This window comes from Pseudomonas sp. D2002 (genome assembly GCF_013385735.1).
Classification (GTDB): domain Bacteria; phylum Pseudomonadota; class Gammaproteobacteria; order Pseudomonadales; family Pseudomonadaceae; genus Aquipseudomonas.
Window position 1 is genome coordinate 284,759 of sequence record NZ_JACAPL010000004.1, and the last position, 26,311, is coordinate 311,069.

27 protein-coding genes are annotated in these 26,311 nt (G+C 60.8%); 17 read left to right on the plus strand and 10 right to left on the minus strand.

Translation table 11 applies throughout. The features are described 5' to 3' along the window. The first annotated feature begins 10 nt into the window (after nucleotides 1-10). On the plus strand, nucleotides 11-1,321 hold the full coding sequence (locus HX783_RS10110) for an MFS transporter (RefSeq protein WP_159953471.1): 1,311 nt from the start codon (nucleotides 11-13) through the stop codon (nucleotides 1,319-1,321). Between the two features lie 201 nt (nucleotides 1,322-1,522). Here HX783_RS10110 and HX783_RS10115 read toward each other — a convergent pair whose 3' ends face one another. From HX783_RS10115 to trpB, 3 genes are all read right to left on the minus strand, one after another. After that, nucleotides 1,523-1,972 carry an anti-virulence regulator CigR family protein gene (locus tag HX783_RS10115; protein WP_159953472.1) on the minus strand — a complete coding sequence of 150 codons (450 nt, stop codon included), beginning with the start codon at nucleotides 1,970-1,972 and terminating at the stop codon, nucleotides 1,523-1,525. Between the two features lie 139 nt (nucleotides 1,973-2,111). Continuing rightward, a complete protein-coding gene (gene trpA / locus HX783_RS10120; protein WP_177016796.1) occupies nucleotides 2,112-2,921 on the minus strand; it encodes a tryptophan synthase subunit alpha in 810 nt (269 codons plus the stop codon). After that, nucleotides 2,921-4,147, minus strand: coding sequence for a tryptophan synthase subunit beta (gene trpB / locus HX783_RS10125; protein WP_159953474.1), 1,227 nt, complete (start codon nucleotides 4,145-4,147; stop codon nucleotides 2,921-2,923). Before trpB ends, trpA begins: the two co-directional genes overlap by 1 nt. 108 nt (nucleotides 4,148-4,255) lie before the next feature. On the opposite strand from trpB, the gene HX783_RS10130 reads away from it, so the two are divergent. Beyond that, on the plus strand, nucleotides 4,256-5,152 hold the full coding sequence (locus HX783_RS10130; RefSeq protein WP_177016797.1) for a LysR family transcriptional regulator: 897 nt from the start codon (nucleotides 4,256-4,258) through the stop codon (nucleotides 5,150-5,152). 8 nt (nucleotides 5,153-5,160) lie between these two features. On the opposite strand, the gene HX783_RS10135 is transcribed toward HX783_RS10130, so the two are convergent. After that, the gene (locus HX783_RS10135) at nucleotides 5,161-5,487 is read right to left on the minus strand and encodes a YqjD family protein (RefSeq protein ID WP_003170746.1); all 327 of its coding nucleotides are present in this window, start codon (nucleotides 5,485-5,487) and stop codon (nucleotides 5,161-5,163) included. A gap of 155 nt (nucleotides 5,488-5,642) precedes the next feature. On the opposite strand from HX783_RS10135, the gene HX783_RS10140 reads away from it, so the two are divergent. Together HX783_RS10140 and HX783_RS10145 are read left to right on the plus strand one after the other, a co-directional pair. Beyond that, on the plus strand, nucleotides 5,643-5,858 hold the full coding sequence (locus tag HX783_RS10140; RefSeq protein ID WP_016969657.1) for a dodecin: 216 nt from the start codon (nucleotides 5,643-5,645) through the stop codon (nucleotides 5,856-5,858). A gap of 116 nt (nucleotides 5,859-5,974) precedes the next feature. Continuing rightward, nucleotides 5,975-6,202: a DUF1161 domain-containing protein gene (locus HX783_RS10145; RefSeq protein WP_177016798.1), complete on the plus strand. Its 228-nt coding sequence runs from the start codon at nucleotides 5,975-5,977 to the stop codon at nucleotides 6,200-6,202. A 62-nt stretch (nucleotides 6,203-6,264) separates the two neighbouring features. On the opposite strand, the gene HX783_RS10150 is transcribed toward HX783_RS10145, so the two are convergent. Continuing rightward, nucleotides 6,265-7,266: an LLM class flavin-dependent oxidoreductase gene (locus HX783_RS10150; protein ID WP_110623920.1), complete on the minus strand. Its 1,002-nt coding sequence runs from the start codon at nucleotides 7,264-7,266 to the stop codon at nucleotides 6,265-6,267. Nucleotides 7,267-7,483: 217 nt separating this feature from the next. Between HX783_RS10150 and HX783_RS10155 the strand changes: the two genes are divergently transcribed. Further along, a complete protein-coding gene (locus HX783_RS10155; RefSeq protein WP_027608131.1) occupies nucleotides 7,484-7,915 on the plus strand; it encodes an OsmC family protein in 432 nt (143 codons plus the stop codon). A 239-nt stretch (nucleotides 7,916-8,154) separates the two neighbouring features. Then, the gene (locus HX783_RS10160) at nucleotides 8,155-8,394 is read left to right on the plus strand and encodes a DUF1161 domain-containing protein (protein ID WP_064450020.1); all 240 of its coding nucleotides are present in this window, start codon (nucleotides 8,155-8,157) and stop codon (nucleotides 8,392-8,394) included. Here the strand turns inward: HX783_RS10160 and HX783_RS10165 are convergent, their stop codons facing one another. Then, nucleotides 8,395-8,817, minus strand: coding sequence for a hypothetical protein (locus HX783_RS10165; RefSeq protein ID WP_177016799.1), 423 nt, complete (start codon nucleotides 8,815-8,817; stop codon nucleotides 8,395-8,397). A gap of 141 nt (nucleotides 8,818-8,958) precedes the next feature. Here HX783_RS10165 and HX783_RS10170 point away from each other — a divergent pair, with 141 nt between their 5' ends. Then, on the plus strand, nucleotides 8,959-10,002 hold the full coding sequence (locus HX783_RS10170; RefSeq protein ID WP_177016800.1) for an aminopeptidase: 1,044 nt from the start codon (nucleotides 8,959-8,961) through the stop codon (nucleotides 10,000-10,002). A gap of 95 nt (nucleotides 10,003-10,097) precedes the next feature. On the opposite strand, the gene HX783_RS10175 is transcribed toward HX783_RS10170, so the two are convergent. After that, nucleotides 10,098-10,757, minus strand: a complete 660-nt coding sequence (locus tag HX783_RS10175) for an HAD family hydrolase (RefSeq protein ID WP_177016801.1) — start codon at nucleotides 10,755-10,757, stop codon at nucleotides 10,098-10,100. Next, on the minus strand, nucleotides 10,754-11,296 hold the full coding sequence (locus HX783_RS10180; RefSeq protein WP_177016802.1) for a gamma carbonic anhydrase family protein: 543 nt from the start codon (nucleotides 11,294-11,296) through the stop codon (nucleotides 10,754-10,756). The genes HX783_RS10175 and HX783_RS10180 overlap by 4 nt, the downstream gene beginning before the upstream one ends. Nucleotides 11,297-11,350: 54 nt before the next feature. Between HX783_RS10180 and prlC the strand changes: the two genes are divergently transcribed. Together prlC and HX783_RS10190 are read left to right on the plus strand one after the other, a co-directional pair. After that, complete coding sequence (gene prlC / locus HX783_RS10185) at nucleotides 11,351-13,450, plus strand: oligopeptidase A (RefSeq protein WP_177016803.1); 2,100 nt, start codon at nucleotides 11,351-11,353, stop codon at nucleotides 13,448-13,450. Further along, nucleotides 13,447-13,722, plus strand: coding sequence for a YheV family putative zinc ribbon protein (locus tag HX783_RS10190; RefSeq protein WP_017528719.1), 276 nt, complete (start codon nucleotides 13,447-13,449; stop codon nucleotides 13,720-13,722). The genes prlC and HX783_RS10190 overlap by 4 nt, the downstream gene beginning before the upstream one ends. Nucleotides 13,723-13,819: 97 nt before the next feature. Here HX783_RS10190 and HX783_RS10195 read toward each other — a convergent pair whose 3' ends face one another. After that, a complete protein-coding gene (locus tag HX783_RS10195) occupies nucleotides 13,820-14,476 on the minus strand; it encodes a dual specificity protein phosphatase family protein (protein WP_177016804.1) in 657 nt (218 codons plus the stop codon). A gap of 274 nt (nucleotides 14,477-14,750) precedes the next feature. On the opposite strand from HX783_RS10195, the gene HX783_RS10200 reads away from it, so the two are divergent. The 6 genes from HX783_RS10200 to HX783_RS10225 all read left to right on the plus strand — a co-directional run bounded on the left by HX783_RS10200 (nucleotide 14,751) and on the right by HX783_RS10225 (nucleotide 22,336). Then, nucleotides 14,751-15,503 carry a gluconate 2-dehydrogenase subunit 3 family protein gene (locus tag HX783_RS10200; RefSeq protein WP_177016805.1) on the plus strand — a complete coding sequence of 251 codons (753 nt, stop codon included), beginning with the start codon at nucleotides 14,751-14,753 and terminating at the stop codon, nucleotides 15,501-15,503. A 2-nt stretch (nucleotides 15,504-15,505) separates the two neighbouring features. Further along, nucleotides 15,506-17,290 (plus strand): GMC family oxidoreductase, encoded by a 1,785-nt coding sequence (locus HX783_RS10205; protein ID WP_177016806.1) that lies wholly within the window; start codon nucleotides 15,506-15,508, stop codon nucleotides 17,288-17,290. A 12-nt stretch (nucleotides 17,291-17,302) separates the two neighbouring features. Next, nucleotides 17,303-18,601, plus strand: coding sequence for a cytochrome c (locus tag HX783_RS10210; protein WP_177016807.1), 1,299 nt, complete (start codon nucleotides 17,303-17,305; stop codon nucleotides 18,599-18,601). Nucleotides 18,602-18,682: 81 nt separating this feature from the next. Next, complete coding sequence (locus HX783_RS10215) at nucleotides 18,683-19,741, plus strand: PA0069 family radical SAM protein (RefSeq protein WP_177016808.1); 1,059 nt, start codon at nucleotides 18,683-18,685, stop codon at nucleotides 19,739-19,741. Between the two features lie 229 nt (nucleotides 19,742-19,970). Then, a complete protein-coding gene (locus HX783_RS10220) occupies nucleotides 19,971-20,702 on the plus strand; it encodes a carbonic anhydrase (RefSeq protein WP_159953493.1) in 732 nt (243 codons plus the stop codon). A gap of 86 nt (nucleotides 20,703-20,788) precedes the next feature. Continuing rightward, nucleotides 20,789-22,336 (plus strand): SulP family inorganic anion transporter, encoded by a 1,548-nt coding sequence (locus tag HX783_RS10225; protein WP_177016809.1) that lies wholly within the window; start codon nucleotides 20,789-20,791, stop codon nucleotides 22,334-22,336. Nucleotides 22,337-22,466: 130 nt separating this feature from the next. Here the strand turns inward: HX783_RS10225 and HX783_RS10230 are convergent, their stop codons facing one another. Next, nucleotides 22,467-23,114 (minus strand): hypothetical protein, encoded by a 648-nt coding sequence (locus tag HX783_RS10230; RefSeq protein WP_106576017.1) that lies wholly within the window; start codon nucleotides 23,112-23,114, stop codon nucleotides 22,467-22,469. Nucleotides 23,115-23,483: 369 nt separating this feature from the next. On the opposite strand from HX783_RS10230, the gene coxB reads away from it, so the two are divergent. Continuing rightward, complete coding sequence (gene coxB, locus HX783_RS10235; protein ID WP_177016810.1) at nucleotides 23,484-24,611, plus strand: cytochrome c oxidase subunit II; 1,128 nt, start codon at nucleotides 23,484-23,486, stop codon at nucleotides 24,609-24,611. Nucleotides 24,612-24,669: 58 nt separating this feature from the next. Then, entirely contained in the window at nucleotides 24,670-26,253 is a 1,584-nt protein-coding gene (ctaD, locus tag HX783_RS10240; protein ID WP_017137901.1) for a cytochrome c oxidase subunit I, read from the plus strand. The last annotated feature ends 58 nt before the right edge of the window (nucleotides 26,254-26,311 follow it).

Sequence of the window (26,311 nt, forward strand, 5' to 3'; positions counted from 1 at the left end):
GGCAACCCCCATGCACCCTGAATCCTTCACCGGGCAGGCTTCTTTAGTCACGCCCAGCAGAAAGCGCTTCTTCATCATGGTGCTGCTGTTTATCACCGTGGTGATCAACTACCTCGACCGCAGCAACCTGTCGATTGCCGCCCCGGCGTTGACCAGCGAGCTGGGTATCGACCCGGTGCACGTCGGGCTGATTTTCTCCGCCTTCGGCTGGACCTACGCCGCCATGCAGATCCCTGGCGGCTGGCTGGTGGACCGCGTGCCGCCGCGCATTCTCTACACCGTGGCCCTGCTGCTGTGGTCGATTGCCACCGTGATGCTCGGCTTCGCCGCGAGTTTTATCGCGCTGTTCGTGCTGCGCATGGCGGTTGGCGCATTGGAAGCACCGGCCTACCCGATCAACAGTCGCGTAGTCACCACCTGGTTCCCCGAGCGCGAGCGCGCCACGGCGATTGGTGTGTATACGTCGGGGCAATTTGTCGGGCTGGCGTTTCTCACGCCGGTGCTGGCCTGGCTGCAGCATGCGTTTGGCTGGCACATGGTGTTTGTCGCCACCGGTGGCGTGGGCATTTTGTGGGCGCTGATCTGGTACGCGGTGTACCGCGAGCCGAAGGATTTCAAAGGCGCCAACGCCGCTGAAATCGAGCTGATCCGCGAAGGTGGCGGGCTGGTGGACATGCAGGCGAAAGCGGTCAAGGCGCCGTTCAGTTGGGTCGACCTGGGCATCGTGCTGAGCAAGCGCAAGCTGTGGGGCATCTACCTGGGGCAGTTCTGCCTGAACTCCACGCTGTGGTTTTTCCTGACGTGGTTTCCGACCTACCTGGTGAAATATCGCGGCATGGACTTCATCAAGTCCGGCTTGCTGGCGTCGCTGCCGTTTCTGGCCGCGTTTATCGGCGTGCTGTGTTCGGGGATTTTTTCTGACTGGCTGATTCGCCGGGGCACGTCGGTGGGCTTTGCGCGCAAGTTGCCGATTATCGGCGGGCTGCTGATTTCCACGGCGATCATTGGCGCTAACTATGTGGACTCGACCGCGTGGGTGATTGCGTTTCTGGCCGTGGCGTTCTTTGGCAATGGCCTGGCGTCGATCACCTGGTCATTGGTATCGACCTTGGCGCCGGCGCGGTTGCTGGGGCTGACGGGTGGGGTGTTTAACTTCATCGGTAACTTGTCGGCGATTACCACGCCGATTGTGATTGGCTTTCTGGCCAGCGGCGATTCGTTTGCGCCGGCGATTACCTACATTGCGGTGCTGGCGTTGCTGGGGGCGCTGTCCTACGTGTTGCTGGTAGGCAAAGTCGAACGCATCGAACTGAATGAATAACCTGTGGTGAGCGGGCTCCTGTGGTGAGCGGGCTTGCCCCGCGTTGGGCTGCGCAGCAGCCCCATCAAGGCCACTGCGGTGTTTCAGAAAAACCGCGTTATTCGGTTTTGGGGGCGCTTCGCACCCCAACGCGGGGCAAGCCCGCTCGCCACAACAGGCCCGCTCGCACAACAAGCGTGCCTCACCACAAGCGCATTGGCGTTAGTTGAGCACGCCGTCCAGAATTTCGTAGACGATGCCCGTGCCCACTGCAATCAACACCACATCTGGCCCGGACCGGCGCCATTCGTAACCTTGGTAAACCGGCAAGCGCGACAGGGCGCGGTTATCCAGGCGTTCGCCATAGTAGCCTCGTGGCAATGGCTGGCCGCGTACCAGGCGTACATTCGGCGGTGGCGGTGCGCCACGGGAGAACTGGCCGTGGTTGTCGTGGATGATCTGACGCACCGGGCCGAAGTCCTGAGGCGGGCCGCGGCGGTTGTCCTGCGGGCCGCGATGGTCGTCGCCACGTTGCTCGTGCTGGCCTTGCGGGCCGCCACGGCCAGGGCCATCGCCATCACCGCGTTGGTCAGGCGGCGCGGCCTGCACCAAGGCACTCGCGCCGAGCATCAGCACGCCGAGACCAGCGATCAAGCGTTTAGGCATTTTCATGGGGGTGATTCCTCAGTACTGCACGAACAAAAAAGGGATTTCGAACCGGGTTCGAAATCCCTTGGTCTTGTCAGTTTAGGTACTGATTCGACAGTTTGATTCCTCTGTATCAGGAACTTTACCTACTGCTACATGGCGTTTACTTACGGGCGCTGCGAACGCCTTCCGACAGCGCCGCGCACAGGCCCAAAACACCCTCAATGGCTTGCTGATCATTTTTGGCACTGGCGATGTGGTCGATCAGTGCCGAACCCACCACCACACCGTCTGCCAGGCGCGCGATGGCGGCGGCTTGTTCCGGTGTGCGAATACCAAAACCGATGCTGATCGGCAGGTCGGTGTGGCGACGCAGGCGGGTCACGGCTTCTTCGACGTGCTCCAGCGTGGCGGCACCGGCACCAGTCACACCGGCCACCGACACGTAGTACACAAAGCCGGAGCTGCCGTTCAGCACGGTCGGCAGGCGCACGTCATCGGTGGTCGGGGTGGTCAGGCGGATAAAGTCGATGCCTGCAGCCTGGGCCGGGTCGCACAGTTCGCCGTTATGCTCGGGCGGCATGTCGACCACGATCAGGCCGTCAACGCCGGCTTCTTTCGCGTCAGCAATAAACTGCGGCACGCCGTATTTGTGGATCGGGTTGAAGTAGCCCATCAACACCAGCGGCGTGTCGTGGTTGTCTTTGCGGAACTCGCGGACCATCTGCAGGGTTTTCGCCAGGTTCTGCTTGGCTTCCAGCGCACGGATGTTGGCCAGTTGAATCGCCGGGCCGTCGGCCATCGGGTCGGTGAAGGGCATGCCCAGCTCGATCACGTCGGCACCGGCGGCAGGCAAGCCCTTGAGGATCGCCAGCGAGGTGTCATAACCCGGGTCGCCAGCGGTGACGAAGGTCACCAGGGCGGCGCGGTTTTGTTCTTTCAGTTGCGCAAAACGGGTTTGCAGGCGGCTCATCAGTGTTTCTCCTGCTTCGACTGTTCCATATGGTGCATCACGGTCTGCATGTCTTTGTCGCCACGGCCGGAGAGGTTGACCACCATCAGGTGATCCTTCGGCAGATTCGGTGCGCGTTTGAACACTTCGGCCAAGGCGTGGGCGGTTTCCAGTGCCGGAATAATCCCTTCCAGACGGCAGCATTTGTGGAATGCGATCAGGGCCTCGTCGTCAGTCACCGAGGTGTATTGAGCACGGCCGATATCATGCAACCACGCGTGTTCAGGGCCGATGCCGGGGTAGTCGAGGCCGGCGGAAATCGAGTGGGCGTCGATAATCTGGCCGTCGTCGTCCTGCAGCAGGAAGGTGCGGTTGCCGTGTAGCACGCCCGGTACGCCGCCGTTGAGGCTGGCGGCATGCTTGCCGGTTTCGATGCCGTAGCCGGCCGCTTCAACGCCAATAATCTCGACGCTGGCGTCATCCAGGAACGGGTGGAACAGGCCCATGGCGTTGGAGCCACCGCCGATGCAGGCCACCAGGCTGTCCGGCAAGCGGCCTTCCTGGGCTTGCATCTGGTCGCGGGTTTCCTTGCCGATCACGGCCTGGAAGTCGCGCACCATCGCCGGGTACGGGTGTGGGCCGGCCACGGTGCCGATCAGGTAGAAGGTGCTGTCGACGTTGGTCACCCAGTCACGCAGGGCTTCGTTCATCGCGTCCTTGAGGGTGCCGGTGCCGGCGACCACTGGGATCACTTCGGCGCCGAGCAGCTTCATGCGGAACACGTTGGCTTGCTGGCGCTCGATGTCGGTGGTGCCCATGTAGATCACGCAATCGAGGCCAAAGCGCGCGGCCACGGTGGCGGTGGCCACGCCGTGCATGCCGGCGCCGGTTTCGGCGATGATGCGTTTTTTGCCCATGCGCCGTGCCAGCAGGATCTGGCCGATGCAGTTGTTGATCTTGTGCGCGCCGGTGTGGTTCAGCTCTTCGCGCTTGAGGTAGATCTTGGCGCCGCCGCAGAACTCGGTCAGGCGCTCAGCAAAATACAGCGGGCTTGGGCGTCCGACGTAGTCGCGCTGGAAGTAGGCCAGTTCCTCGTTGAACGCCGGATCAATCTTGGCCGCTTCGTATTCGCGGGCCAGGTCGAGGATCAACGGCATCAGGGTTTCGGCGACGTAACGGCCGCCGAACGCGCCAAACAGGCCGTTGGCGTCAGGGCCGTTGCGAAGATCGGTCTGGGACTGGGTCATGGGGCGCTCCGTTAAAAAGGTGAGGAGAGGCAATGACGGCCACTCTACCCCTGACGCGCTACGCTGAAAACCGATAAGATCGCGGTAACCTGTCAGGAAAACTCACAGATGAACCGAGACCTTCCGCCCCTCAACGCCTTGCGCGCGTTTGAAGCCACTGCCCGGCTTAACAGCGTCAGCCAGGCGGCTGAGCAACTCCATGTGACCCACGGCGCCGTCAGCCGACAGTTGAAGGTGCTGGAGGAGCATTTAGGTGTCAGCTTGTTCGCCAAGGACGGTCGCGGCCTTAAACTCACAGATGCCGGGGTTCGGCTGCGCGATGCCAGTGCTGAAGCCTTTGAGCGTTTAAGGGACGTTTGCGCCGAACTGACCCAGGCCAGCGCCGACGCACCTTTTGTGCTCGGGTGTTCGGGCAGTTTGCTGGCGCGCTGGTTGATCCCGCGCCTGGGTCGCCTGAACGCCGACTTGCCGGATTTGCGCCTGCACCTGTCGGCGGGTGACGGTGACCTCGACCCGCGACGCCCCGGCCTCGATGCCCTGCTGGTGTTCGCCGAACCGCCGTGGCCCGCGGATATGCAGGTGTACGAGTTGGCCAGCGAACGCATCGGCCCGGTGATGAGCCCGCGCTTCGCCGGTTACGAGCGCCTACGTCAGGCACCGCCGCAAGCCCTGTGCGACGAAGCCCTGTTGCACACCACTTCCCGGCCGCAAGCCTGGCCCAGTTGGGCGCAGCAACACGGCATCGCGCCCGACGCGTTGAAACACGGCCAGGGGTTTGAGCATTTGTATTATTTGCTGGAGGCTGCGGTGGCAGGTTTGGGGGTGGCAATTGCGCCAGAACCGCTGGTGGCAGAGGACCTGCGAGCGGGTCGCCTGGTGGCGCCGTGGGGTTTTAGCGAAACCCCGGCGCACCTGGCGTTGTGGCTACCCAAGCGCGCCGCAGATGGGCGCGCGGGTCAGTTGGCGCAGTGGCTCAAGGCTGAGTTGCTGCGCCAGCCGTTGTAGCCGGTCAATCAGTCGCCGCGTTTGCACAGCAGGTAAGCCGCCAGCAGACCCAGCGCGCCAACGGCAACGCCGGCGGTAGTCCATGGGTGCTCTTGTGCGTAGTCACGGGTTGCAACACCGGTTTCGCGGATTTTGACTTTGCTTTCTTCGTAGGCATCGCTGATCAGGTGACGGGAATGCTTGAGTGCATTCTCGGCATTGCTTTTCAGGGCCTTCAGCGTTTTGCGCGACTCATCGGACGCATCATCCTTGAGGCTCTCAAGGGACTTGAGCAGGCTCGAAATCTCGGCTTCCATGCTTTCCAGCGACGCTTTGCGTAAAGAAGTGTTGGCCATGTGGACTCTCCTGAAGTGATTGAGTGGCATGTGTAGATACCGACTACGGCGTTTTCAGAAAGTGCAGTAAATCTGAACTTTCAGGTAGGAACAGTCGCCAGAAGCAGTACGAACATTGACTGCTACGCTGACTATAGACCTCAGGAGAAAACGCTATGTCTGATCATCACACGTACAAGAAAGTCGAACTGGTCGGTTCTTCGACCACCAGCATCGAAGACGCCATCAACAACGCAATCGCCGAGGCGCACAAGAGCATCAAGCACTTGGAGTGGTTTGAAGTGACCGAAACCCGTGGTCACATCAAGGACGGCAAGGCCGCGCACTTCCAGGTCACGCTGAAGGTGGGGTTCCGAATTGCCAGTAGTTGATCCGGTGAGTTGAACTTTGCTGACTGGCCGATTGCCATAACCTGCGCTACAAACAATGGGTGCCGATGCGATAAGCGTCGGCACGCTCTTTTCGATCAGCGCAAGGAAAGTATCGGATGAAGAAGTTCCTGTTAGCGGTAGGTTTGTTGAGCATTGCGGGCACAGCCCTGGCGGCGGGCAAGCCTTGTGAAGAGCTGAAAAGTGAAATTGCAGCGAAAATCGACGCCAAGGGCGCTTCGGGTTATTCGCTGGAAGTGGTAGATAAAGGCGCAGCACCCAGCGACCACAAAGTCGTCGGCAGCTGCGAAGGCGGCACCAAGGAAATCGCCTACAAGCGCGGTTAATCCCGTGTTGCAGACATAAAAAACCGACGCGAGTGCGTCGGTTTTTTTTTGCCTTTGGGTTATCAGCCCTTCATCACCTGCGCCAGAAGCTCGTAGGAATGAATCCGGTCGGCATGTTCGTACAGGTCGCTGGTGAAGATCAGCTCATCGGCGCCGGTCTGTTCGATCAGCACCTCCAATTTGGCGCGGATCTTCGCCGGGCTGCCGACCATGGCCAGGCCGAGGAAGCTGCCGACGGCGTCTTTTTCATGGGGCAGCCACAGGCCGTCCATGGTTTTGACCGGCGGGCGCTGCACCAGGCTCTGCCCGCGCATCAGCGCGAGGATGCGCTGGTACACCGAAGTGGCCAGGTAATCGGCTTGCTCGTCGGTATCGGCGGCTACCAGCGGAATGCCGAGCATCACGTAGGGCTTGTCCAACACGGCGGAAGGCTTGAAGTGATTGCGATACACGCGAATCGCCTCATGCATCAAACGCGGTGCGAAATGTGAGGCGAAGGCGTAGGGCAACCCGCGCTCACCGGCCAGCTGTGCGCTGAACAGGCTGGAACCGAGCAGCCACACCGGCACATTGGTGCCGGTGCCCGGAACGGCGATGATCCGTTGGTCGGGCGTGCGTGGGCCCAGGTAGGCCACCAGTTCGGCGACATCATCCGGGAAGTCGTCCGCGCTGCCTGAGCGCTCACGGCGCAGGGCGCGCGCGGTCATCTGGTCGGAACCGGGGGCGCGGCCCAAACCCAGGTCGATACGGCCGGGATACAGGCTTTCCAGGGTGCCGAACTGTTCGGCAATCACCAACGGCGCGTGGTTGGGCAGCATGACGCCGCCGGAGCCGACGCGAATCGTCGAGGTGCCACCGGCCAAATAACCCAGCAATACCGAGGTAGCCGAACTGGCGATGCCGTCCATGTTGTGGTGCTCAGCCACCCAAAAACGGTTGTAGCCGAACTTTTCCACGTGTTGGGCCAAGTCCAGGGAGTTGCGCAACGACTGCGCGATGCTCCCGTTGGCGCGCACGGGCACGAGGTCGAGGGTCGAAAACTTCACGTCGGACAGCGATTTCATAAGCCTGCTTCTCCATTAGGTGCGCAGGCTTATAGACGAACCAAAACCTGCCGCTTCATGTGCATGGTCTATGCAATGAGGGCATATACCCGAGATTCAATAGCGGTCGGGTAAATTTCCTACTGAATTGCTAGGTTTCTCCGACAAGATGAACTTTGCCAGAGCTTCTATCCTCAGAACCCTTACTGAAGCAAAACCACCGTTCGAGGAGACCGCTATGAGTATCGTTAAAAAAGCATCCGCGCATTGGGAAGGTGATCTGAAGACAGGCCTGGGTTCCATTTCCACCGAAACCGGCGTGCTGCGCGAAGCGCCTTACGGCTTCAAGGCCCGTTTCGAAGGCGGCAAGGGCACAAACCCTGAAGAACTGATTGGCGCGGCGCACGCCGGCTGTTTCTCCATGGCGTTTTCCATGATTCTGGGTGATGCTGGCCTCAAGGCTGACAGCATTGATACCCAGGCTGAAGTGACCCTGGACCAGGTAGACGGTGGTTTTGCGATTACCGCTGTGCACTTGGTGCTGAAAGCCAAGATCCCGGGCGCAAGCCAGGCGCAGTTCGATGAGCTGAGCAAAAAGGCCAAGGAAGGCTGCCCAGTCTCCAAGGTGCTGAATGCAAAAATCAGCCTGGATGCCACGCTCGTCAGCTAATGCGGTCTGCGTAACACCGTAGATCCAATCAATGTGGGAGCGGGTTTGTGTGGGAGTCGGGCTTGCCCGCGATAGGGACACCTCGGTTTTTCAGTTGCACCGAGGTGAGGCCATCGCAGGCAAGCCAGCTCCCACATTCAGTTCTGCTTTAAATCAGAACTCGCGTTTCGAAACTGTGGTCGAATAGCCTATGCAGCTTAGGCGCACACCCGTGCGCATGCATTCAGGGAGCTACACACATGAAACGTTTTGCCTTGGCGATCATCTGCGGTGTTTTGGCCACTTCGGCCGTGGCCGCGCCAAAAGATTGTGAAGAGCTCAGGAAAGAAATCGAGGTCAAGATCCAGGCTAACGCCGTGCCGTCCTACACCCTTGAGGTTGTCAGCAAGGAAGAAGCCGACAAGCACGACAGCGCCATGGTCGTCGGCAGCTGTGAGAACGGCACCAAAGCCATCGTCTACCAGAAGAACAACGACTGATCAGATACAGTTCACGCTGCGTTCCTGGGCCAGCAACTGACGCGCTGAGTTGTACAGCCGAATGTTGGGCGTGAAGGCCAGCGAGCGCCCTTCCAGCACATAGTGCTGGCCTGCCTGGAAGTTGTCGTACTGCAAGGTCATGAAGCAGGTTCGGTCGTGCGTCTGGTCCAGCCCGCCAAAGCCTGCCCCCGTGTTCACCTCGAAATCAAAGCGCACCATCAATTCGTGGCTGCCCGGTGGCACCTGGAAAAAACGCCCGTCGTTGAGGTTCTTGCCATCCAGGCGCTGAGCCATGACCAACTTGGCGCCCGGCGTGGGGGTGATGAAATCGACCCAGGCCTGATGCGGGTCGACGGGCGGAATCGGCGTCGAAGCGCAGGCGCTGAGAAACAGGGCGGTGATGGGAAGCAAAAGCTGGCGCATGGCAGGCACTCAACATAAGTAGGAATTGAGCCTGGCGCCGATGGCAGCAGACTCCTCATGAGTATAAACACGCTTGGGCATGGAAAAATTCCGCGTGGGCAGGATAGTCTGGCGAGCCAATCACCCAGGAGCAGTCGGAGCATGTTGAGGCGTTTTCTTCCAGGGTTAATGGTTGCGCTGCTCAGCGGCTGTTCCAGTGTCAGTTATTACAGCCAGTTGGCCAGCGGCCAGTGGCAATTGCTGCGGGCTCGCGAGCCGGTTGCCGAGGTCATCGCGGACCCTTCTCGCCCACAGGTATTGCGTGATCACCTGGTGCAATCGCAGAAGGCACGCGCCTTTGCCAGTGAACACCTGCACCTGCCCGACAACCAGAGTTACCGGTTGTACGCAGACATTGGCCGGCCTTATGTGGTCTGGAACGTCTTTGCCACGACGGAATTTTCCCTCTCCCCCCAAACCCATTGCTTCCCGATTGCCGGATGCGTTGCCTATCGCGGTTATTACAACCAAGGCGCGGCACGCGGCGCGGCGGCGTTGTTGCGGCAACAAGGCATGGACGTGTCGATTGGCGGCGTCGAGGCCTACTCTACCTTGGGCTGGTTCAACGACCCGATCATGAGTTCGATGATGAACTGGGGCGACGAGCGCCTGGCCACGCTGATTTTTCATGAGCTGGCGCACCAGCGGTTTTATGTAAAGGATGACACCGAGTTCAACGAGTCATATGCCAACTTCGTCGAGCAGGAAGGCACGCGCCAGTGGCGTGCGGCGCGGGGCTTGGCGCCTTTGAGCAATGCGACGTTGCAGCAGCGTGACCAATTTATCCGGCTGGTGCTTGATACCCGCAAACGCCTGGAAACGCTCTACGCACAGCCGTTGGCAGCCGATGTGATGCGTCAGGCCAAGGCGGCGCAGTTCGAGCGTTTGCGCAGTGAGTATCGGCAGATGCGCGATAGCCAATGGGGCGGCGACAAGCGTTATGACCTTTGGATCAACCAGCCGCTGAACAACGCGCGGCTGTTGCCATTTGGGCTGTATGACCAATGGGTGCCGGCGTTTGCGGCCTTGTTTGCGCAGGAAGGTGGGGATTGGGTGAAGTTCTATGCGGCGGTGGAGAAGCTGGGTGGGTTGCCGGTGGAGCAGCGTAAGGCGGCGTTGAGGCAGTTGGAGGGTGGTGAGCACTAGGGCCTCTTCGCGAGCAAGCCCGCTCCCACATTCGACCGCATTCTCATGTTGAAACTCGGTCAAGTGTGGGAGCGGGCTTGCTCGCGAAAGCGGCCTCAAGCGCGCTGCAAAAACGCCTGATGCATCTCATCCAGCGTCTCAAAATGCCAGGTCGGCGCTTCGGTATTCAGCTCTTCAAAACTGCCAAACCCATACCCCACCGCCGCCGAATCCAGCCCATTGCTGCGCGCGCCGATCAGGTCATGCTTGCGATCACCAATCATCAAGGTGGTCGCCGGGTCCAGGCCTTCTTCGCTCATCAAGTGCGCAATCAACTCAACCTTGTTGGTGCGCGTGCCGTCCAGCTCGCTGCCGTAGATCACTTTGAAGTGCTTGGCAAAATCGAAATGCCGGGCAATCTCGCGGGCGAACACCCACGGCTTGGATGTGGCCACATACAGCCGGCGGCCTTGGCCGTTCAGCTCTTCCAGCAGCGGCATCACGCCGTCGAACACGCGGTTTTCATACAGCCCGGTGACCTTGAAACGCTCGCGGTAGAAATTCACCGCTTCCCAGGCCTTGGCCTCGTCAAAGCCGTAGAACTGCATGAAGGCTTGCAGCAGCGGCGGGCCGATAAAGTGTTCCAGCTTGGTCAAGTCCGGTTCATCGATGCCGAGCTTGGCGAGGGCGTACTGAATCGAACGGGTGATGCCCTCGCGCGGGTCGGTCAGGGTGCCATCGAGGTCGAACAGGACGGTTTGGTAACGCTGGGTCATTGGTCGAATCCTTCCGCCAGATGCAGGTCTTTGAGCTTCACGTAGTTCGCCGCGCTGTAGGTGAAAAACGCGCGTTCCTTGTCAGTCAGCGCGCGGACTTGTTTAACCGGGCTGCCCACGTACAAAAAGCCGCTCTCGAGTTTCTTGCCCGGTGGCACCAGGCTGCCGGCGCCGATGATCACGTCGTCTTCCACCACCGCGCCGTCCATCACGATGCTGCCCATGCCGATCAGGATGCGGTTGCCGACGCTGCAGCCGTGCAGCATGACTTTGTGGGCGATGGTCACGTCATCACCGATCAGCAGTGGGAAGCCGTCAGGATTGAACGGCCCGGCGTGGGTAATGTGCAGCACGCAGCCGTCCTGCACGCTGGTGCGCGCACCGATGCGGATGCGGTGCATGTCGCCGCGAATCACGGTCAGCGGCCAAACCGAGCTGTCGGCGCCGATTTCGACATCGCCGATCACCACCGCCGAAATATCGACAAAAGCCCCTGCGCCCAGGGTTGGCGTGTGGTTCTGATAGGTGCGAAGGGTCACGATAGCCTCTCTCTTGTGTGCTGATAGCTGCGGTGGGTGTTGATTGTAATTAAGATGGCCCCATCTTTGTTCTTACATGTTTCTTCAGCCAAGGTGCCAACCGTGAGCGCGAACAACCCTCTTCTGCAGCCCTACGACCTGCCGCCGTTCTCGGCGATCCGTGCCGAGCACGTACAGCCGGCCATTGAACAGATCCTCGCCGACAACCGCGTCGCCATCGAAGGCATCCTGCAAAGCCAGGGTAAAAATCCGACATGGGCCGGGCTGGTGCTGGCGATGGACGAATTGAATGACCGCCTGGGCGCGGCCTGGAGCCCGGTCAGCCACCTGAATGCCGTGTGCAACAGTGCCGAGTTGCGTGAAGCCTATGAGGCTTGCCTGCCGGCATTGAGCGCCTACTCCACCGAGATGGGCCAGAACCGCGCGCTGTTCCAGGCCTTTGAAGCCCTGGCCAACAGCCCGGAAGCCGCCGGTTTCGACGTGGCGCAAAAAACCATCCTCGAGCACTCGCTGCGCGACTTCCGCTTGTCGGGTATCGATTTGCCGCCTGAGCAGCAAAAGCGTTACGCCGAAGTGCAGAGCAAGCTCTCCGAGCTGGGCAGCAAATTTTCCAACCAACTGTTGGACGCCACCCAAGCCTGGACCAAACACGTCACCGATGAAGCCACCCTCGCCGGCCTGACCGACTCGGCCAAGGCGCAAATGGCCGCCGCCGCCCAGGCCAAAGGCCTCGACGGCTGGCTGATCACCCTGGAATTCCCCAGCTACTACGCGGTGATGACCTACGCCCACGACCGCGCCCTGCGTGAAGAGGTCTACGCGGCCTACTGCACCCGTGCGTCGGACCAAGGCCCGAATGCCGGCAAGAATGATAACGGCCCGGTGATGGAACAGATCCTCGACTTGCGTCAGGAGCTGGCCAAACTGTTGGGCTACGCCTCGTTCTCCGAGCTGAGCCTGGCCACCAAGATGGCCGAGTCCAGCGACCAGGTGCTGAGCTTCCTGCGCGACCTGGCCAAACGCAGCAAGCCGTTTGCCGCCCAGGACCTGCAACAGCTCAAGGCTTACGCTGCCGAACAAGGCTGCGCCGACCTGCAAAGTTGGGACAGCGGTTTCTACGGCGAAAAACTGCGCGAGCAGCGCTACAGCGTGTCCCAGGAAGCCCTGCGCGCCTACTTCCCGATCGACAAAGTACTGGGCGGCCTGTTCGCCATCGTCCAACGCCTGTACGGCATCGAAATCGCCGAGCAAAAAGGCTTCGACACCTGGCATCCGGACGTTCGCCTGTTTGAAATCAAGGAAAACGGCCAACACGTCGGCCGTTTCTTCTTCGACCTGTACGCCCGCGCCAACAAGCGTGGCGGTGCCTGGATGGACGGCGCGCGCGACCGTCGCCGCACCGTCGACGGCGTGCTGCAAAGCCCGGTAGCCAACCTGGTGTGCAACTTCACCCCGGCCGACAGCGGCAAGCCTGCCCTGCTGACCCACGATGAAGTCACCACCCTGTTCCACGAATTCGGCCACGGCCTGCACCACCTGCTGACCCGCGTTGAACACGCCGGCGTCTCCGGTATCAACGGCGTGGCCTGGGATGCGGTGGAATTGCCAAGCCAGTTTATGGAGAACTGGTGCTGGGAGCCGGAAGGTCTGGCGCTGATCTCCGGCCACTATGAAACCGGCGAGCCGCTGCCCCAGGACCTGCTGGAAAAAATGCTCGCGGCGAAAAACTTCCAGTCCGGCCTGATGATGGTGCGCCAGCTGGAATTCTCGCTGTTCGACTTCGAACTGCACGCCACCCATGGCGATGGCCGCAGCGTGGCGCAAGTGCTGGAAGGCGTGCGCGATGAAGTCTCGGTGATGCGCCCGCCTGCGTACAACCGCTTCCCTAACAGCTTCGCGCACATCTTCGCCGGCGGTTACGCGGCGGGTTACTACAGCTACAAGTGGGCGGAAGTGTTGTCGGCGGATGCCTTCTCCAAGTTTGAAGAAGACGGCGTGCTCAATGCCGAAACCGGCCGTGCGTTCCGCGAAGCCATTCTGGCTCGTGGTGGTTCCCAAGCGCCGATGGTGCTGTTCGTCGACTTCCGCGGACGTGCGCCGTCGATTGACGCACTCTTGCGCCACAGCGGCCTGAGTGAGGACGCGGCAGCATGAGTGAAGGGCCTGTGATCACCAAAAAGCAATTTATCGCCGGGGCGGTCTGCCCGGCGTGCAGCGAGCCGGACAAGTTGAAGATGTGGACCGAGGACAGCGTGCCACACCGTGAGTGTGTGGCCTGCGGTTATACCGACACGTTGAATGACCAAGGTCTGTCGGTGCCCAAGGAATTGGGCACGCGGGTCAATACATCGGCGTTGAAAGCGCCGGCGGACCCGAAAGTGCAGGCGGTGCAGTTTTTCCCCAACCCCAAGCTGAAAAAAGACTGACGCCCGCCCCCACTTGCTGTGGGGGCGCGACTTCTGTGGGATCTGGCTTGCCTGCATCGCGGGCAAGCCCGGCTCCCACAGCCCACAGAAAGACGCGCTACAATTTTTTCTCGTCTTTGCCCGTTGTAGTGATCCAATCTTCCATCGAGCACAGCGCAAACGCGCTGGTGCTGCAATCGCCATTCGCCAAGGCTGTGCGTAACTTGTCGACATCGGCCTTCATCATGTAGCGAACGCTGTCCTTGAAGCCACTGCTGCTGCCGAAGCCGCCCAAGGTCATCTCGTTCAGCGCATCTTCCTTGCTCCAGCCCTGGATCACCACGCGATACATGGCCGCCATCAGGCCGGTGCGGTCGGAGCCATGTTTGCAGTGCATCAGCACCGGGCCTTTGGTTTCGGCATCCTGGATCGCCCTTAGCGCAGCGAGTACGTCGGAATCGTCGACGTGGTTGGTGCGATAAGTCAGCTGCACCTGTTTGATATCAGATGTCTTCAGCCACGACGCATCAGATTCCGGCAAAAAATTGATTACCGTGCCGATCTTCAGATTTTGCAAAACCGGTAGCGCATCGCTGTTTGGCAACGCGCTGCGATACAGCGTGGGCGTCATTTGGTGCAAGTTGAATTTGTCGCCCACCGGCTGCGCCCATTCCGCTGAACGCAGCGATGAGGTGCCGTCGGCCTGGGCCTGGGCGGTGGCGAACAGGGCCAGGAACACCATGCCGAGGGCAGGCAGCAATCGAATCTCGAACATGCGCGTTGTAACCGACTAGGGAAATGGCTGATGGGCCACAGATTCGCCTGAGAGGGGTCAACGCGGCGTGAGGTTATCGTCAAAGAATCGTGAATACCCGGCCTGATCCGGTGTTTTTCTCGCTGAATCGATTCCTCTGAATGCTTAGCCTGCTATCATTTGTAACTATTGATTGCCGGTGTGTTCTATCCCTTTGGATCCCATTTCCTGGCAAGTCTTCACGCTGCTCCCAGAAGCGGCGGATAAACCCGTGACCACATGATGAGGTGCACCCATGTCTGATCAAGATCAAGACAACCCCCGGCGTGACTTTTTACGCAAATCCTTGACCTTGATCCCGGTGGTCACGGTTGCCAGCACCGGCTTTGGTGGCTCGATGTTGATGGCCACGCCGGAGCCGGCGCAGGCCGCCGAGCCTAAACCGCCGGTCAGCGACAAAGCCTATGAGCCGAGCTACTTCAGCGCCGAAGAGTGGGCGTTTATCAACGCCGCCGTCGCGCGCTTGATTCCCGCTGACGCCCAAGGCCCTGGCGCCCTGGAAGCCGGCGCGCCGGAATACATCGACCGCCAGATGAACACGCCGTATGCCGCCGGCGCGCTGTGGTTCATGCAAGGCCCGTTCAACGCCGACGCGGCGCCAGAGATGGGCTGGCAGAGCAAACTGGTGCCCAAGGACATCTATCGCCTGGGCATTGCTGCCACGGATGCGTGGTCGAAGGCGTTCAATGGGAAAGCTTTTGCTGCTCAAGACAGCGCTACCCAGGACGATATGCTGCGGCGTATGGAGGCGGGGGGCGGCGAAATGACCGCGCATTTCGAGGCGGTGCCGGCGAAGATGTTTTTCAACCTGCTGCTGCAAAACACCAAGGAAGGCTTCTTCTGCGACCCGATCCACGGTGGCAACAAAGGCATGGTCGGCTGGACCATGATCGGCTTCCCCGGCGCCCGCGCCGATTTCATGGACTGGGTTGAACGCAACGAGCAATACCCCTTCCCGGCTGTTTCCATTCGCGGCGAGAGGGCGTAAACGTGGCGACCATCATGAAGAAAGTGGATGCGGTGATCGTCGGTTTCGGTTGGACCGGCGCGATCATGGCCAAGGAGCTGACGGAAGCTGGCCTCAACGTGGTAGCGCTGGAGCGCGGCCCGATGCAGGACACTTATCCGGACGGCAACTATCCCCAGGTCATCGACGAACTGACCTACAGCGTGCGTAAAAAACTCTTCCAGGACATTTCCAAGGAGACGGTGACGATTCGCCATAGCGTGAATGACGTCGCCCTGCCCAACCGTCAGTTGGGCGCGTTCCTGCCGGGCAATGGCGTGGGCGGTGCAGGCCTGCACTGGTCGGGCGTGCATTTTCGTGTCGACCCGATCGAGTTGCGCATGCGCAGCCACTATGAAGAGCGCTACGGCAAGAACTTCATTCCCAAGGACATGACCATCCAGGACTTCGGCGTGAGCTACGAAGAGCTGGAGCCGTTTTTCGACTACGCGGAAAAAGTCTTCGGCACCTCCGGCCAGGCCTGGACGGTGAAAGGCCAGTTGGTGGGCGAAGGCCGCGGCGGCAACCCGTATGCGCCGGATCGCTCCAACCCGTTCCCGTTGGAAGCGCAGAAAAACACCGTCTCCGCACAGCTGTTTCAGAAAGCGGCTGCCGAGGTCGGTTACAAACCCTACAACTTGCCGTCAGCCAACACCTCGGGGCCGTACACCAACCCTTACGGCGCGCAGATGGGCCCGTGCAACTTCTGCGGTTTCTGCAGCGGCTACGTGTGCTACATGTACTCCAAGGCTTCGCCGAACGTGAACATCCTGCCGGCGCTGCGCCAGGTGCCGAACTTTGAGCTGCGGGCCAATTCCCACGTGCTCAAGGTCAACCTCGACAGCACCAAGAGCAAGGCCACCGGCGTGACCTATATCGACGCCCAGGGGCGCGAATGCGAGCAGCCGGCAGATCTGGTGATCATCGGTTCTTTCCAGTTCAACAACGTGCGGCTGATGCTGCTGTCGGGCATCGGCAAGCCTTACGACCCGATTACCAATGAGGGCGTGGTCGGCAGGAACTTCGCCTACCAGAACATGGGCACCATCAAGGCCTTCTTCGACAAGGACACCCACACCAACAACTTCATCGGTGCGGGCGGCAATGGCGTGGCCATTGATGATTTCAACGCGGATAACTTCGACCACGGGCCGCACGGCTTTGTCGGCGGTTCGCCAATGTGGGTCAACCAGGCCGGCAGCCGGCCGATTGCCGGTACGTCCAACCCGCCAGGCACTCCGGCCTGGGGCAGTGCCTGGAAGCGCGCGACCGCCGATTACTACACCCACCAGGTGTCGATGGACTCCCACGGTGCGCATCAATCCTACCGGGGCAACTACCTGGATCTGGACCCGGTGTATCGCGATGCCTACGGCCTGCCCTTGCTGCGGATGACGTTCGACTGGCAGGAAAACGACATCAAGATGAACCGCTTCATGATGGAGAAAATGGGCAAGGTCGCAGCTGCGATGAACCCCAAGGCCATCGCCGTGCTTGGCAAAAAAGTCGGTGAGCACTTCAACACCGCGTCCTACCAGACCACCCACCTCAACGGTGGCGCAATCATGGGCACCGACCCGAAAACCAGTGCGTTGAACCGCTACCTGCAATCCTGGGACGTACACAACGTGTTTGTCCCCGGCGCGTCGGCTTTCCCACAAGGCTTGGGCTACAACCCTACCGGCCTGGTGGCGGCGTTGACCTACTGGTCGGCGCGGGCGATCCGCGAGCAGTACCTGAAAAACCCCGGCCCACTGGTTCAGGCATAAGGAGCGATGACCATGAAAGCACTTGTTATCGCCAGTTTCGCCCTGTTCAGCAGCTGCTCGGTGAGCGCCGCCGAAACCGACTTGATCAAGCAAGGCGAATACCTGGCCCGCGCCGGTGACTGCGTGGCCTGCCACACCGCCAAGGGCGGCAAACCCTTTGCGGGCGGCCTGCCGATGGAAACCCCGATCGGCGTGATTTACTCCACCAACATCACCCCGGACAAGACTGGGCTGGGCGACTACAGCTTCGAGGACTTCGACAAGGCCGTGCGCCATGGCGTCGCCAAGAACGGCAGTACGCTTTACCCGGCGATGCCGTATCCGTCCTACGCGCGTGTCAGCGACAGCGACATGCAGGCGTTGTATGCGTACTTCATGAAGGGTGTTGAGCCGGTCGCCCAAGAAAACAAGGACAGCGATATTCCGTGGCCCTTGAGCATGCGCTGGCCATTGGCGGCCTGGCGCTGGATGTTTGCGCCGACGGTCGAGGAGCATCCGCCACAAGCGGCTGCCGACCCGGTGATCAGCCGGGGCGCCTATCTGGTTGAAGGCCTCGGCCACTGTGGCGCCTGCCATACACCGCGTGCCCTGACCATGCAGGAAAAGGCCCTCAGTGCCACTGACGGCAACGCGTTCCTGTCCGGCAGCGCGCCGTTGGAAGGCTGGATTGCGAAAAGCCTGCGCGGCGACCACAAGGACGGCCTCGGCAGTTGGAGCGAGGAGCAACTGGTGCAATTCCTCAAGACCGGTCGCAGTGATCGCAGCGCCGTGTTTGGCGGCATGAGCGATGTTGTGGTCCACAGCATGCAATACATGTCCCAGGACGACCTGACCGCCATCGCCCGTTACCTCAAGAGCCTGCCGGCGGTCGATCCCAAGGACCAGCCGCACCAGTACGACAAACAGGTGGCCGAGGCGCTGTGGAAAGGTGACGACAGCAAGCCGGGTGCGTCGGTGTACATCGACAACTGCGCGGCCTGCCACCGTACCGACGGCCATGGCTATACGCGGGTGTTCCCGGCGCTGGCGGGTAACCCGGTGTTGCAGACGGCGGATGCCACGTCATTGATCAACATCGTGTTGAACGGCGGCACCCTGCCGGCTACGCACACGGCGCCTTCGACCTTTACGATGCCGGCGTTTGCCTGGCGATTGTCGGACCAGGAAGTGGCGGATGTGGTCAGTTTCGTTCGTGGCAGCTGGGGCAATAAAGGCGCACCGGTAAAAGCCAGCGACGTTGCGGACCTGCGCAAGAGTGATATGCGTACCACCTCGGGCGATGACCTGGGGCAAGTGACCCAAAAGCACTGACCCCGTGCTGGCCGCTAAACGGCACTGGTCATAACGACGACGCCCCTATACTGTATATAAAAACAGTATATGGGCGTTTTCATGTCTGCACCTCTGCCGCCCCGTGGCCGGGGCACGGCGACCAACCTGCACAACCGTTTTGCGCCGACTGTCAGTGTGGCCGAGGATGACGGCTGGTTTCAGGAGGTGCCGCCAACCCAGGGCACTGAAGTGCGTATCGAAACGGCCAAGAGCATCATCACCCGCAACAACTCGCCGGACTTGCCGTTCGATCGCTCGATCAACCCCTATCGTGGCTGCGAGCATGGCTGCATCTACTGCTATGCGCGGCCCAGCCATGCCTATTGGGACATGTCGCCGGGGCTGGATTTCGAAACCAGGCTGATCGCCAAGACCAATGCCGCCGATGTGCTGGAACAACAGCTGTCCAAGCCGGGCTATGTGTGCGCGCCGATCAACCTGGGCTCCAATACCGACCCGTACCAGCCCATCGAACGTGAATACAAGATCACGCGGCAAACCCTCGAAGTGCTGCTGCGCTACCGGCACCCGGTGACCATCATCACCAAGGGGTCGTTGATACTGCGCGATCTCGACCTGCTGACCGAGCTGGCCCGGCAGCGGCTGGTGGCGGTGATGATCAGCCTCACCAGCCTGGACGACGAGCTCAAGCGCATCCTGGAGCCACGCACGGCGGCGCCCAAGGCGCGCTTGCGGGCGATACGGGTGATGCGTGACGCCGGCATCCCGGTGGGCGTGCTGTGCTCGCCGATGATTCCGATGATCAACGACAGCGAGCTCGAAAGCCTGCTGGCCGAAGCCCATGCGGCCGGCGCGCAAAGTGCGGCCTACATGATGCTGCGCCTGCCATTGGAGGTGGCGCCGCTGTTCGAGGAGTGGCTGGCGGCGCATTACCCGCAGCGCGCGGCCCATGTGATGAGCCTGGTGCGCCAGGTGCGCGGCGGTGAGGTGTACGACAGCCGCTTCGGTGTGCGCATGCGCGGCGAGGGGCCGTTTGCCGATCTGCTGGCACAGCGTTTCAGCAAGGCGATCAAGCGCCTGGGGCTTAATCGTCGCGAAGGCTTCAACCTGGATTGCACGGCGTTCTGCCCACCGGGCAGACAGATGGCTTTGTTGTAAACTGAAGGGGATCAACCCAACGCTTGCGTAGGAATGGTCGCGTTTTGACATCACTGAAACCCGCGAGCTAGAGCGTTTCATTCAGTTTGAGTTAAGTTTCGGTGGTTACCTTGTTCAGCGAGTGACTGATCAGTCGACGCGCTGGGTGTGTGGTGTTTACAACTATTGCACAGGCCAGGCGTCAGAACTGAGTTGAGCCACTCCCCTGCCTTAATCAAGAGGATGAATTATGAGTGACAAGGATAAACAGCCGTTGGCTGCGTCGGCTTCAGCCCCTCACGAGGCCGAGTCCGCCGATGCAGCGCTAAAGCACATCGTTGACGGCTTTTTGCATTTCCATCACGACGTCTTCCCGCAGCAGGAAGAACTCTTCAAGAAACTCGCCACGGCCCAGAGCCCACGGGCGATGTTCATTACCTGCGCCGATTCGCGCATCGTGCCTGAGCTGATCACCCAGAGCTCCCCCGGCGACCTGTTCGTGACGCGTAACGTCGGCAACGTGGTGCCACCTTATGGCCAGATGAACGGCGGTGTTTCCACGGCCATCGAGTACGCGGTACTCGCCCTGGGCGTGCAGCACATCATCGTTTGCGGGCATTCCGACTGCGGCGCCATGCGCGCGGTACTCAACCCCCAGAGCCTGGAAAAGATGCCAACGGTGCGTGCCTGGTTGCGCCACGCCGAAGTCGCCAAGTCGATGGTCGAGGACAACTGCGACTGCGCCAATGAGCACGAAAGCATGAAGGTGCTGACGGAAGAAAACGTTATCGCCCAGTTGCAGCACCTGCGCACCCACCCTTCCGTGGCTTCGCGCATGGCCAATGGTCAATTGTTTATCCATGGCTGGATCTACAACATCGAGACCAGTGAAATCCGTGCTTACGACGCGGATCAAGCGGCGTTCCGATCGCTGAGCGGCGACGGGCCGATCCCTTGCGCGACGCCTAAAGCGCGCTTCTAAAAACACTTCCCTGCCGGGTAAAGCGGTGGCTGCCATGGACGCAGCCAGGCTTTGCCGCGCCCGGCGAATGCCTCGGGAGAGTCATCATGCGTGCTGCTCAATTGAAAGCTGTATTGCCACGGGAGCTGCTCGCGTCTGTGGTTGTGTTTCTGGTCGCCCTGCCCTTGTGCATGGGCATCGCGATTGCGTCCGGCATGCCGCCGGCCAAGGGCCTGATCACCGGGATTATCGGTGGCCTGGTGGTGGGCTGGCTGGCGGGGTCGCCGCTGCAAGTCAGCGGGCCCGCCGCCGGGTTGGCGGTGTTGGTGTTCGAGCTGGTCCGCCAGCACGGCATGATGATGCTTGGGCCGATCCTGTTGTTGGCGGGGTTCCTGCAACTGGTGGCCGGGCGTTTGCGTCTGGGCTGCTGGTTTCGTGTCACGGCGCCGGCCGTGGTGTACGGCATGTTGGCCGGCATCGGCGTGTTGATTGTGCTGTCGCAGGTGCATGTGATGCTCGACGGTGCGCCCAAGCCTTCGGGGCTGGATAACCTGGCGGGCTTCCCGGCCGCCTTGGTTGAGGCGATTCCGTCCCTCGGTGGTGGCCTTGGCTGGCAGGCCGGTTTGCTTGGCTTATCGACGATGCTGGTGATGTACCTGTGGGATAAATTTCGTCCGCAAACACTGCGCTTCGTACCCGGCGCCCTGCTGGGCGTGGGCTTGGCAACCGTCACCAGCCTGGTGCTGGCGTTGCAGGTCAAGCGCGTGGAAGTCCCGGAAAACCTGGCCGACGCCATCGACTGGCTACGCCCCAGCGACTTGCTGAACCTGGCCGATCCACAGTTGTTGATCGCCGCATTTGCCGTGGCCTTTATCGCCAGCGCCGAGACCCTGCTGTCTGCCGCAGCGGTTGACCGCATGCACAGCGGCCAGCGTTCCGACTTCGATAAGGAATTGTCTGCGCAAGGCGTGGGCAACATGCTGTGCGGGCTGGTCGGTGCCCTGCCGATGACCGGCGTGATCGTGCGCAGCTCGGCCAACGTGCAGGCGGGCGCCACCACGCGCTTGTCGGCGATGTTCCACGGTGTGTGGCTGCTGGGGTTCGTGTTGTTGCTGTCGAGCGTGCTGCAAAGCATTCCGGTCGCGAGCCTGGCGGGCGTGCTGGTGTACACCGGGATCAAGCTGGTGGACGTCAAGGCGTTCAAGGCATTGGGACGCTATGGGCGGATGCCGATGTTCACCTATGCCGCGACGGCGCTGGCGATCATCTTCACCGACCTGCTGACCGGCGTGCTGGTGGGCTTCGGGTTGACGTTGGTGAAGCTGGCCTTCAAGGCGTCAAGACTGAAAGTCAGCCTGATCGACCTGCCTCAGGACGGTGAGATGGAGTTGCGCCTGACCGGTGCGGCGACCTTTTTGAAAGTACCGGCGCTGACCCAAGTGCTGTCGACGGTGCCCGCAGGGACCACGTTGCATGTGCCGCTGAGCAACCTGAGCTACATCGACCACTCCTGCCTGGAGTTGCTGGAGGAATGGGGTCGGGCCAATGCGGCCAAAGGCTCTACGCTTGTGATCGAAGCGCGTGGGTTGAAGCGCCGGCTGGAAGGCCGCGTGCGCACGACGGTGGGGATTGGTTCGGCACCGTCCACTAGCTGACGGAACCCAATCAAAAATGTGGGAGCGGGCTTGCTCGCGAAAGCGGTGTATCAGTCAAAGCAATGTCGACTGATCTACCCCATTCGCGAGCAAGCCCGCTCCCACATGGGTTTTGCATCATATTGAAGAGTTAAGCAGGCTGATCCAACGCCAACTCAACCCCCAACTGCCGCGACAGGCACGGCCAGCGCTTCCACGCCGCTTCGGTGTTCGGGCTCTTGAGCGTCTCGCGGTACGCCTCGACCGATTCCAGCGCAAAGCTGTCTTCGTTGAGCATTTCATCCACTGCCAAGTGCACGGCTTCATCCAGTTGATTGGCAAACGCCTCGCCGATCAGTTGATGAGCGATCAGGTTGGCGACGGTGGTATCCGCTGGAATCAACGGCTGACCGAAATGCTTGATGTACAGGTCGTTGACCTCTTCCACCAACCGATGGGCCAGGTAGGCTTCGTCGAGCAGGCCGTCGAGGCCTTCGTGGCCGGCCAGGATCGCGGGCGGCTGCAGGAAGAAATGCTCGGCAATCTTCAGCACCGGTTTGATCTGGCTTTCGATACCGGCTTCGCGGGCCACGTCATTGGCGGCTTCGAGTAAATCCGGGACCAGCTCGATGTAGGCGGTAACAAAACGGGTCATGACAATGTTGCGATCACCGTCAGCCAGGGAGATGGCCGAATGCAGGTGCGGCAATTGTTTTTCCAGTTGCTGGGCAAGCTGGCCAGTGCTGGCTTCGTGTTGATGGGCACGGGAAATCTGCTCGCGCAATGCGGCGGTGTTCATGAATGCTCCAGTGAAACAGGCGTAGGAAAAGGGAAAGGACAAGGTAGCTCGTTTATACGAGAGCCTAAGACGCGTTTGTCATAATTATTTCATGGTTATGCGCATGCGTTATATCGAATTGCCATCGTTCGTCGGATAAACGTTTGCGGGCCCGTATTTATTAGGCCCGCCCGTCTGTTTTTGCTCATTTGCCCCTACACATTGCGGGGTTGCCGCGGCTGTCTATACTCGATTTTGTACGCAATTAGCTGATGACGCCCAACTGCATGAAGCAGGCAAGGCTTGGCGGTTGTAAGCAGTATGGAAGCCGCTCCCTTCGCCGCAGGTGCAAACCGGCGGGATAACAAGAAACATAAAGGGGAACCCGCAATGACGCGACATCCACACGTTTGGATGGGCCTACTGTTGTGGTCAGTATTCGGCCAGGCGCACGCCGCCTGGACAACGAATATGGCGCCAGGGGCGACTGAAGTCAGTCACGCCGTGTTTGACCTGCACATGACCATTTTCTGGATTTGTGTGGTGATCGGCATTGTCGTGTTTGGCGCGATGTTCTGGTCGATGATCCTGCACCGCCGGTCCACGGGCCAGGTGGCCGCCAAGTTTCACGAGAGCACGACCGTGGAAATCCTCTGGACCGTGGTGCCCTTGCTGATCCTGGTGGCAATGGCCATTCCGGCCACCAAAACCCTGATCAATATCTACGACAGCACCGAGTCGGATATCGATATTCAGGTCACCGGCTACCAATGGAAGTGGCACTACAAATACCTCGGCCAGGACGTGGAGTTCTTCAGCAACCTGGCCACGCCCGCCGAGCAAATCCATAACCAGGCCACCAAGGGCGAGCACTATTTGCTCGAAGTCGACCAGCCGCTGGTGCTGCCGGTGGGCGCCAAAGTGCGCTTCCTGGTGACCGCCGCCGACGTAATCCACTCGTGGTGGGTGCCGGCCTTTGCGGTCAAGCGCGACGCCATCCCCGGCTTCGTCAACGAGGCCTGGACCCGCGTCGAGAAGCCCGGCATCTACCGTGGCCAGTGCGCCGAGCTGTGTGGCAAGGACCACGGTTTTATGCCGATTGTGGTCGAGGTCAAATCCAAGGCCGACTACGACACCTGGCTCGGCGAGCGCAAGGCCGAAGCGGCCAAGCTCAAGGAGCTGACCTCCAAAGAGTGGACGCTGGACGAGCTGGTGGCGCGTGGCGACAAGGTCTACCACACCACCTGCGTCGCCTGTCACCAGGCCGAGGGCCAGGGCCTGCCGCCGATGTTCCCGGCGCTCAAGGGCTCACCGATTGCCACCGGGCCTAAGGAAGACCACCTGCACCGCGTGTACTTCGGCAAACCCGGCACCGCCATGGCGGCGTTCGGCAAACAGCTGTCGGAAGTGGATATCGCTGCCGTAGTGACTTACGAGCGCAATGCCTGGGGCAACAACAAAGGCGACATGGTCACGCCTAAAGACGTGCTGGCCATCAAGCAGGCGGAAAGCAAATGACAGCCCTTACTGCGTATGCCACGAACCGTCCCGCCCACTCGCTTGCAGGAGAACGGCCATGAGCACTGTGATCGACCATGGGCATGCCGACCATGCCCACGGCCCCGCCAAAGGCTTAATGCGCTGGGTGCTGACCACCAACCACAAAGACATCGGCACGATGTACCTGTGGTTCGCCTTCACCATGTTCCTGCTCGGCGGCTCGTTCGCCATGGTGATCCGCGCCGAGCTGTTCCAGCCCGGCCTGCAAATCGTGCAGCCGGCGTTCTTCAACCAGATGACCACCATGCATGGCCTGATCATGGTGTTCGGCGCGGTGATGCCTGCCTTCGTCGGCCTGGCCAACTGGATGATCCCGCTGATGATCGGCGCGCCGGACATGGCCCTGCCGCGCATGAACAACTTCAGCTTCTGGCTGCTGCCGGCGGCGTTCCTGCTACTGGTCTCGACCCTGTTCACCCCCGGCGGCGGGCCGAATTTCGGCTGGACCTTCTACGCCCCGCTCTCCACCACCTACGCGCCGGAAAGCGTGACGTTTTTCATCTTTGCCATTCACCTGATGGGTATCAGTTCGATCATGGGCGCGATCAATGTGGTCGCCACCATCCTCAACCTGCGCGCGCCGGGCATGACCCTGATGAAAATGCCGCTGTTCGTGTGGACCTGGCTGATCACCGCGTTCCTGCTGATCGCGGTGATGCCGGTGCTGGCAGGCTGCGTGACCATGATGCTGATGGACATCCACTTCGGCACCAGCTTCTTCAGTGCGGCCGGTGGCGGTGACCCGGTGCTGTTCCAGCACGTGTTCTGGTTCTTCGGCCACCCTGAGGTGTACATCATGATCCTGCCGGCCTTCGGCGCCGTCAGCTCGATCATCCCGACCTTCTCGCGCAAGCCGTTGTTCGGCTACACCTCGATGGTCTACGCCACGGCGAGTATCGCGTTCCTGTCATTCATCGTGTGGGCGCACCACATGTTTGTGGTCGGCATTCCGTTGGTGGGCGAGCTGTTCTTCATGTACGCCACGCTGCTGATTGCGGTGCCGACGGGCGTGAAGGTGTTCAACTGGGTCAGCACCATGTGGCAAGGCTCGCTGACCTTCGAGACGCCGATGCTGTTCGCCGTGGCCTTCGTGATCCTGTTCACCATCGGTGGCTTCTCCGGACTGATGCTGGCGATTGCCCCGGCGGACTTCCAGTACCACGACACCTACTTCGTGGTGGCGCATTTCCATTACGTACTGGTGCCCGGTGCGATCTTCGGCATCTTCGCCTCGGCCTACTACTGGCTGCCGAAATGGACCGGCCACATGTACGACGAAACCCTGGGCAAGCTGCACTTCTGGCTGTCCTTTGTCGGCATGAACATGGCGTTCTTCCCGATGCACTTTGTGGGGTTGGCCGGCATGCCACGCCGGGTGCCGGACTACAACCTGCAGTTCGCCGACTTCAACATGGTGTCGTCGATTGGCGCGTTCATGTTTGGCGCCACGCAGATCTTCTTCCTGTTCATCGTGATCAAGTGCATCCGTGGCGGCCCGCCAGCGCCGGCCAAGCCATGGGATGGCGCCGAAGGTTTGGAATGGAGCATCCCTTCGCCCGCTCCGTACCACACGTTCACTACGCCGCCGGAGGTCAAGTGAAGACCCGGTTCGCCATACCTACACAAATCCCCTGTGGGAGCGGGCTTGCTCGCGAAAG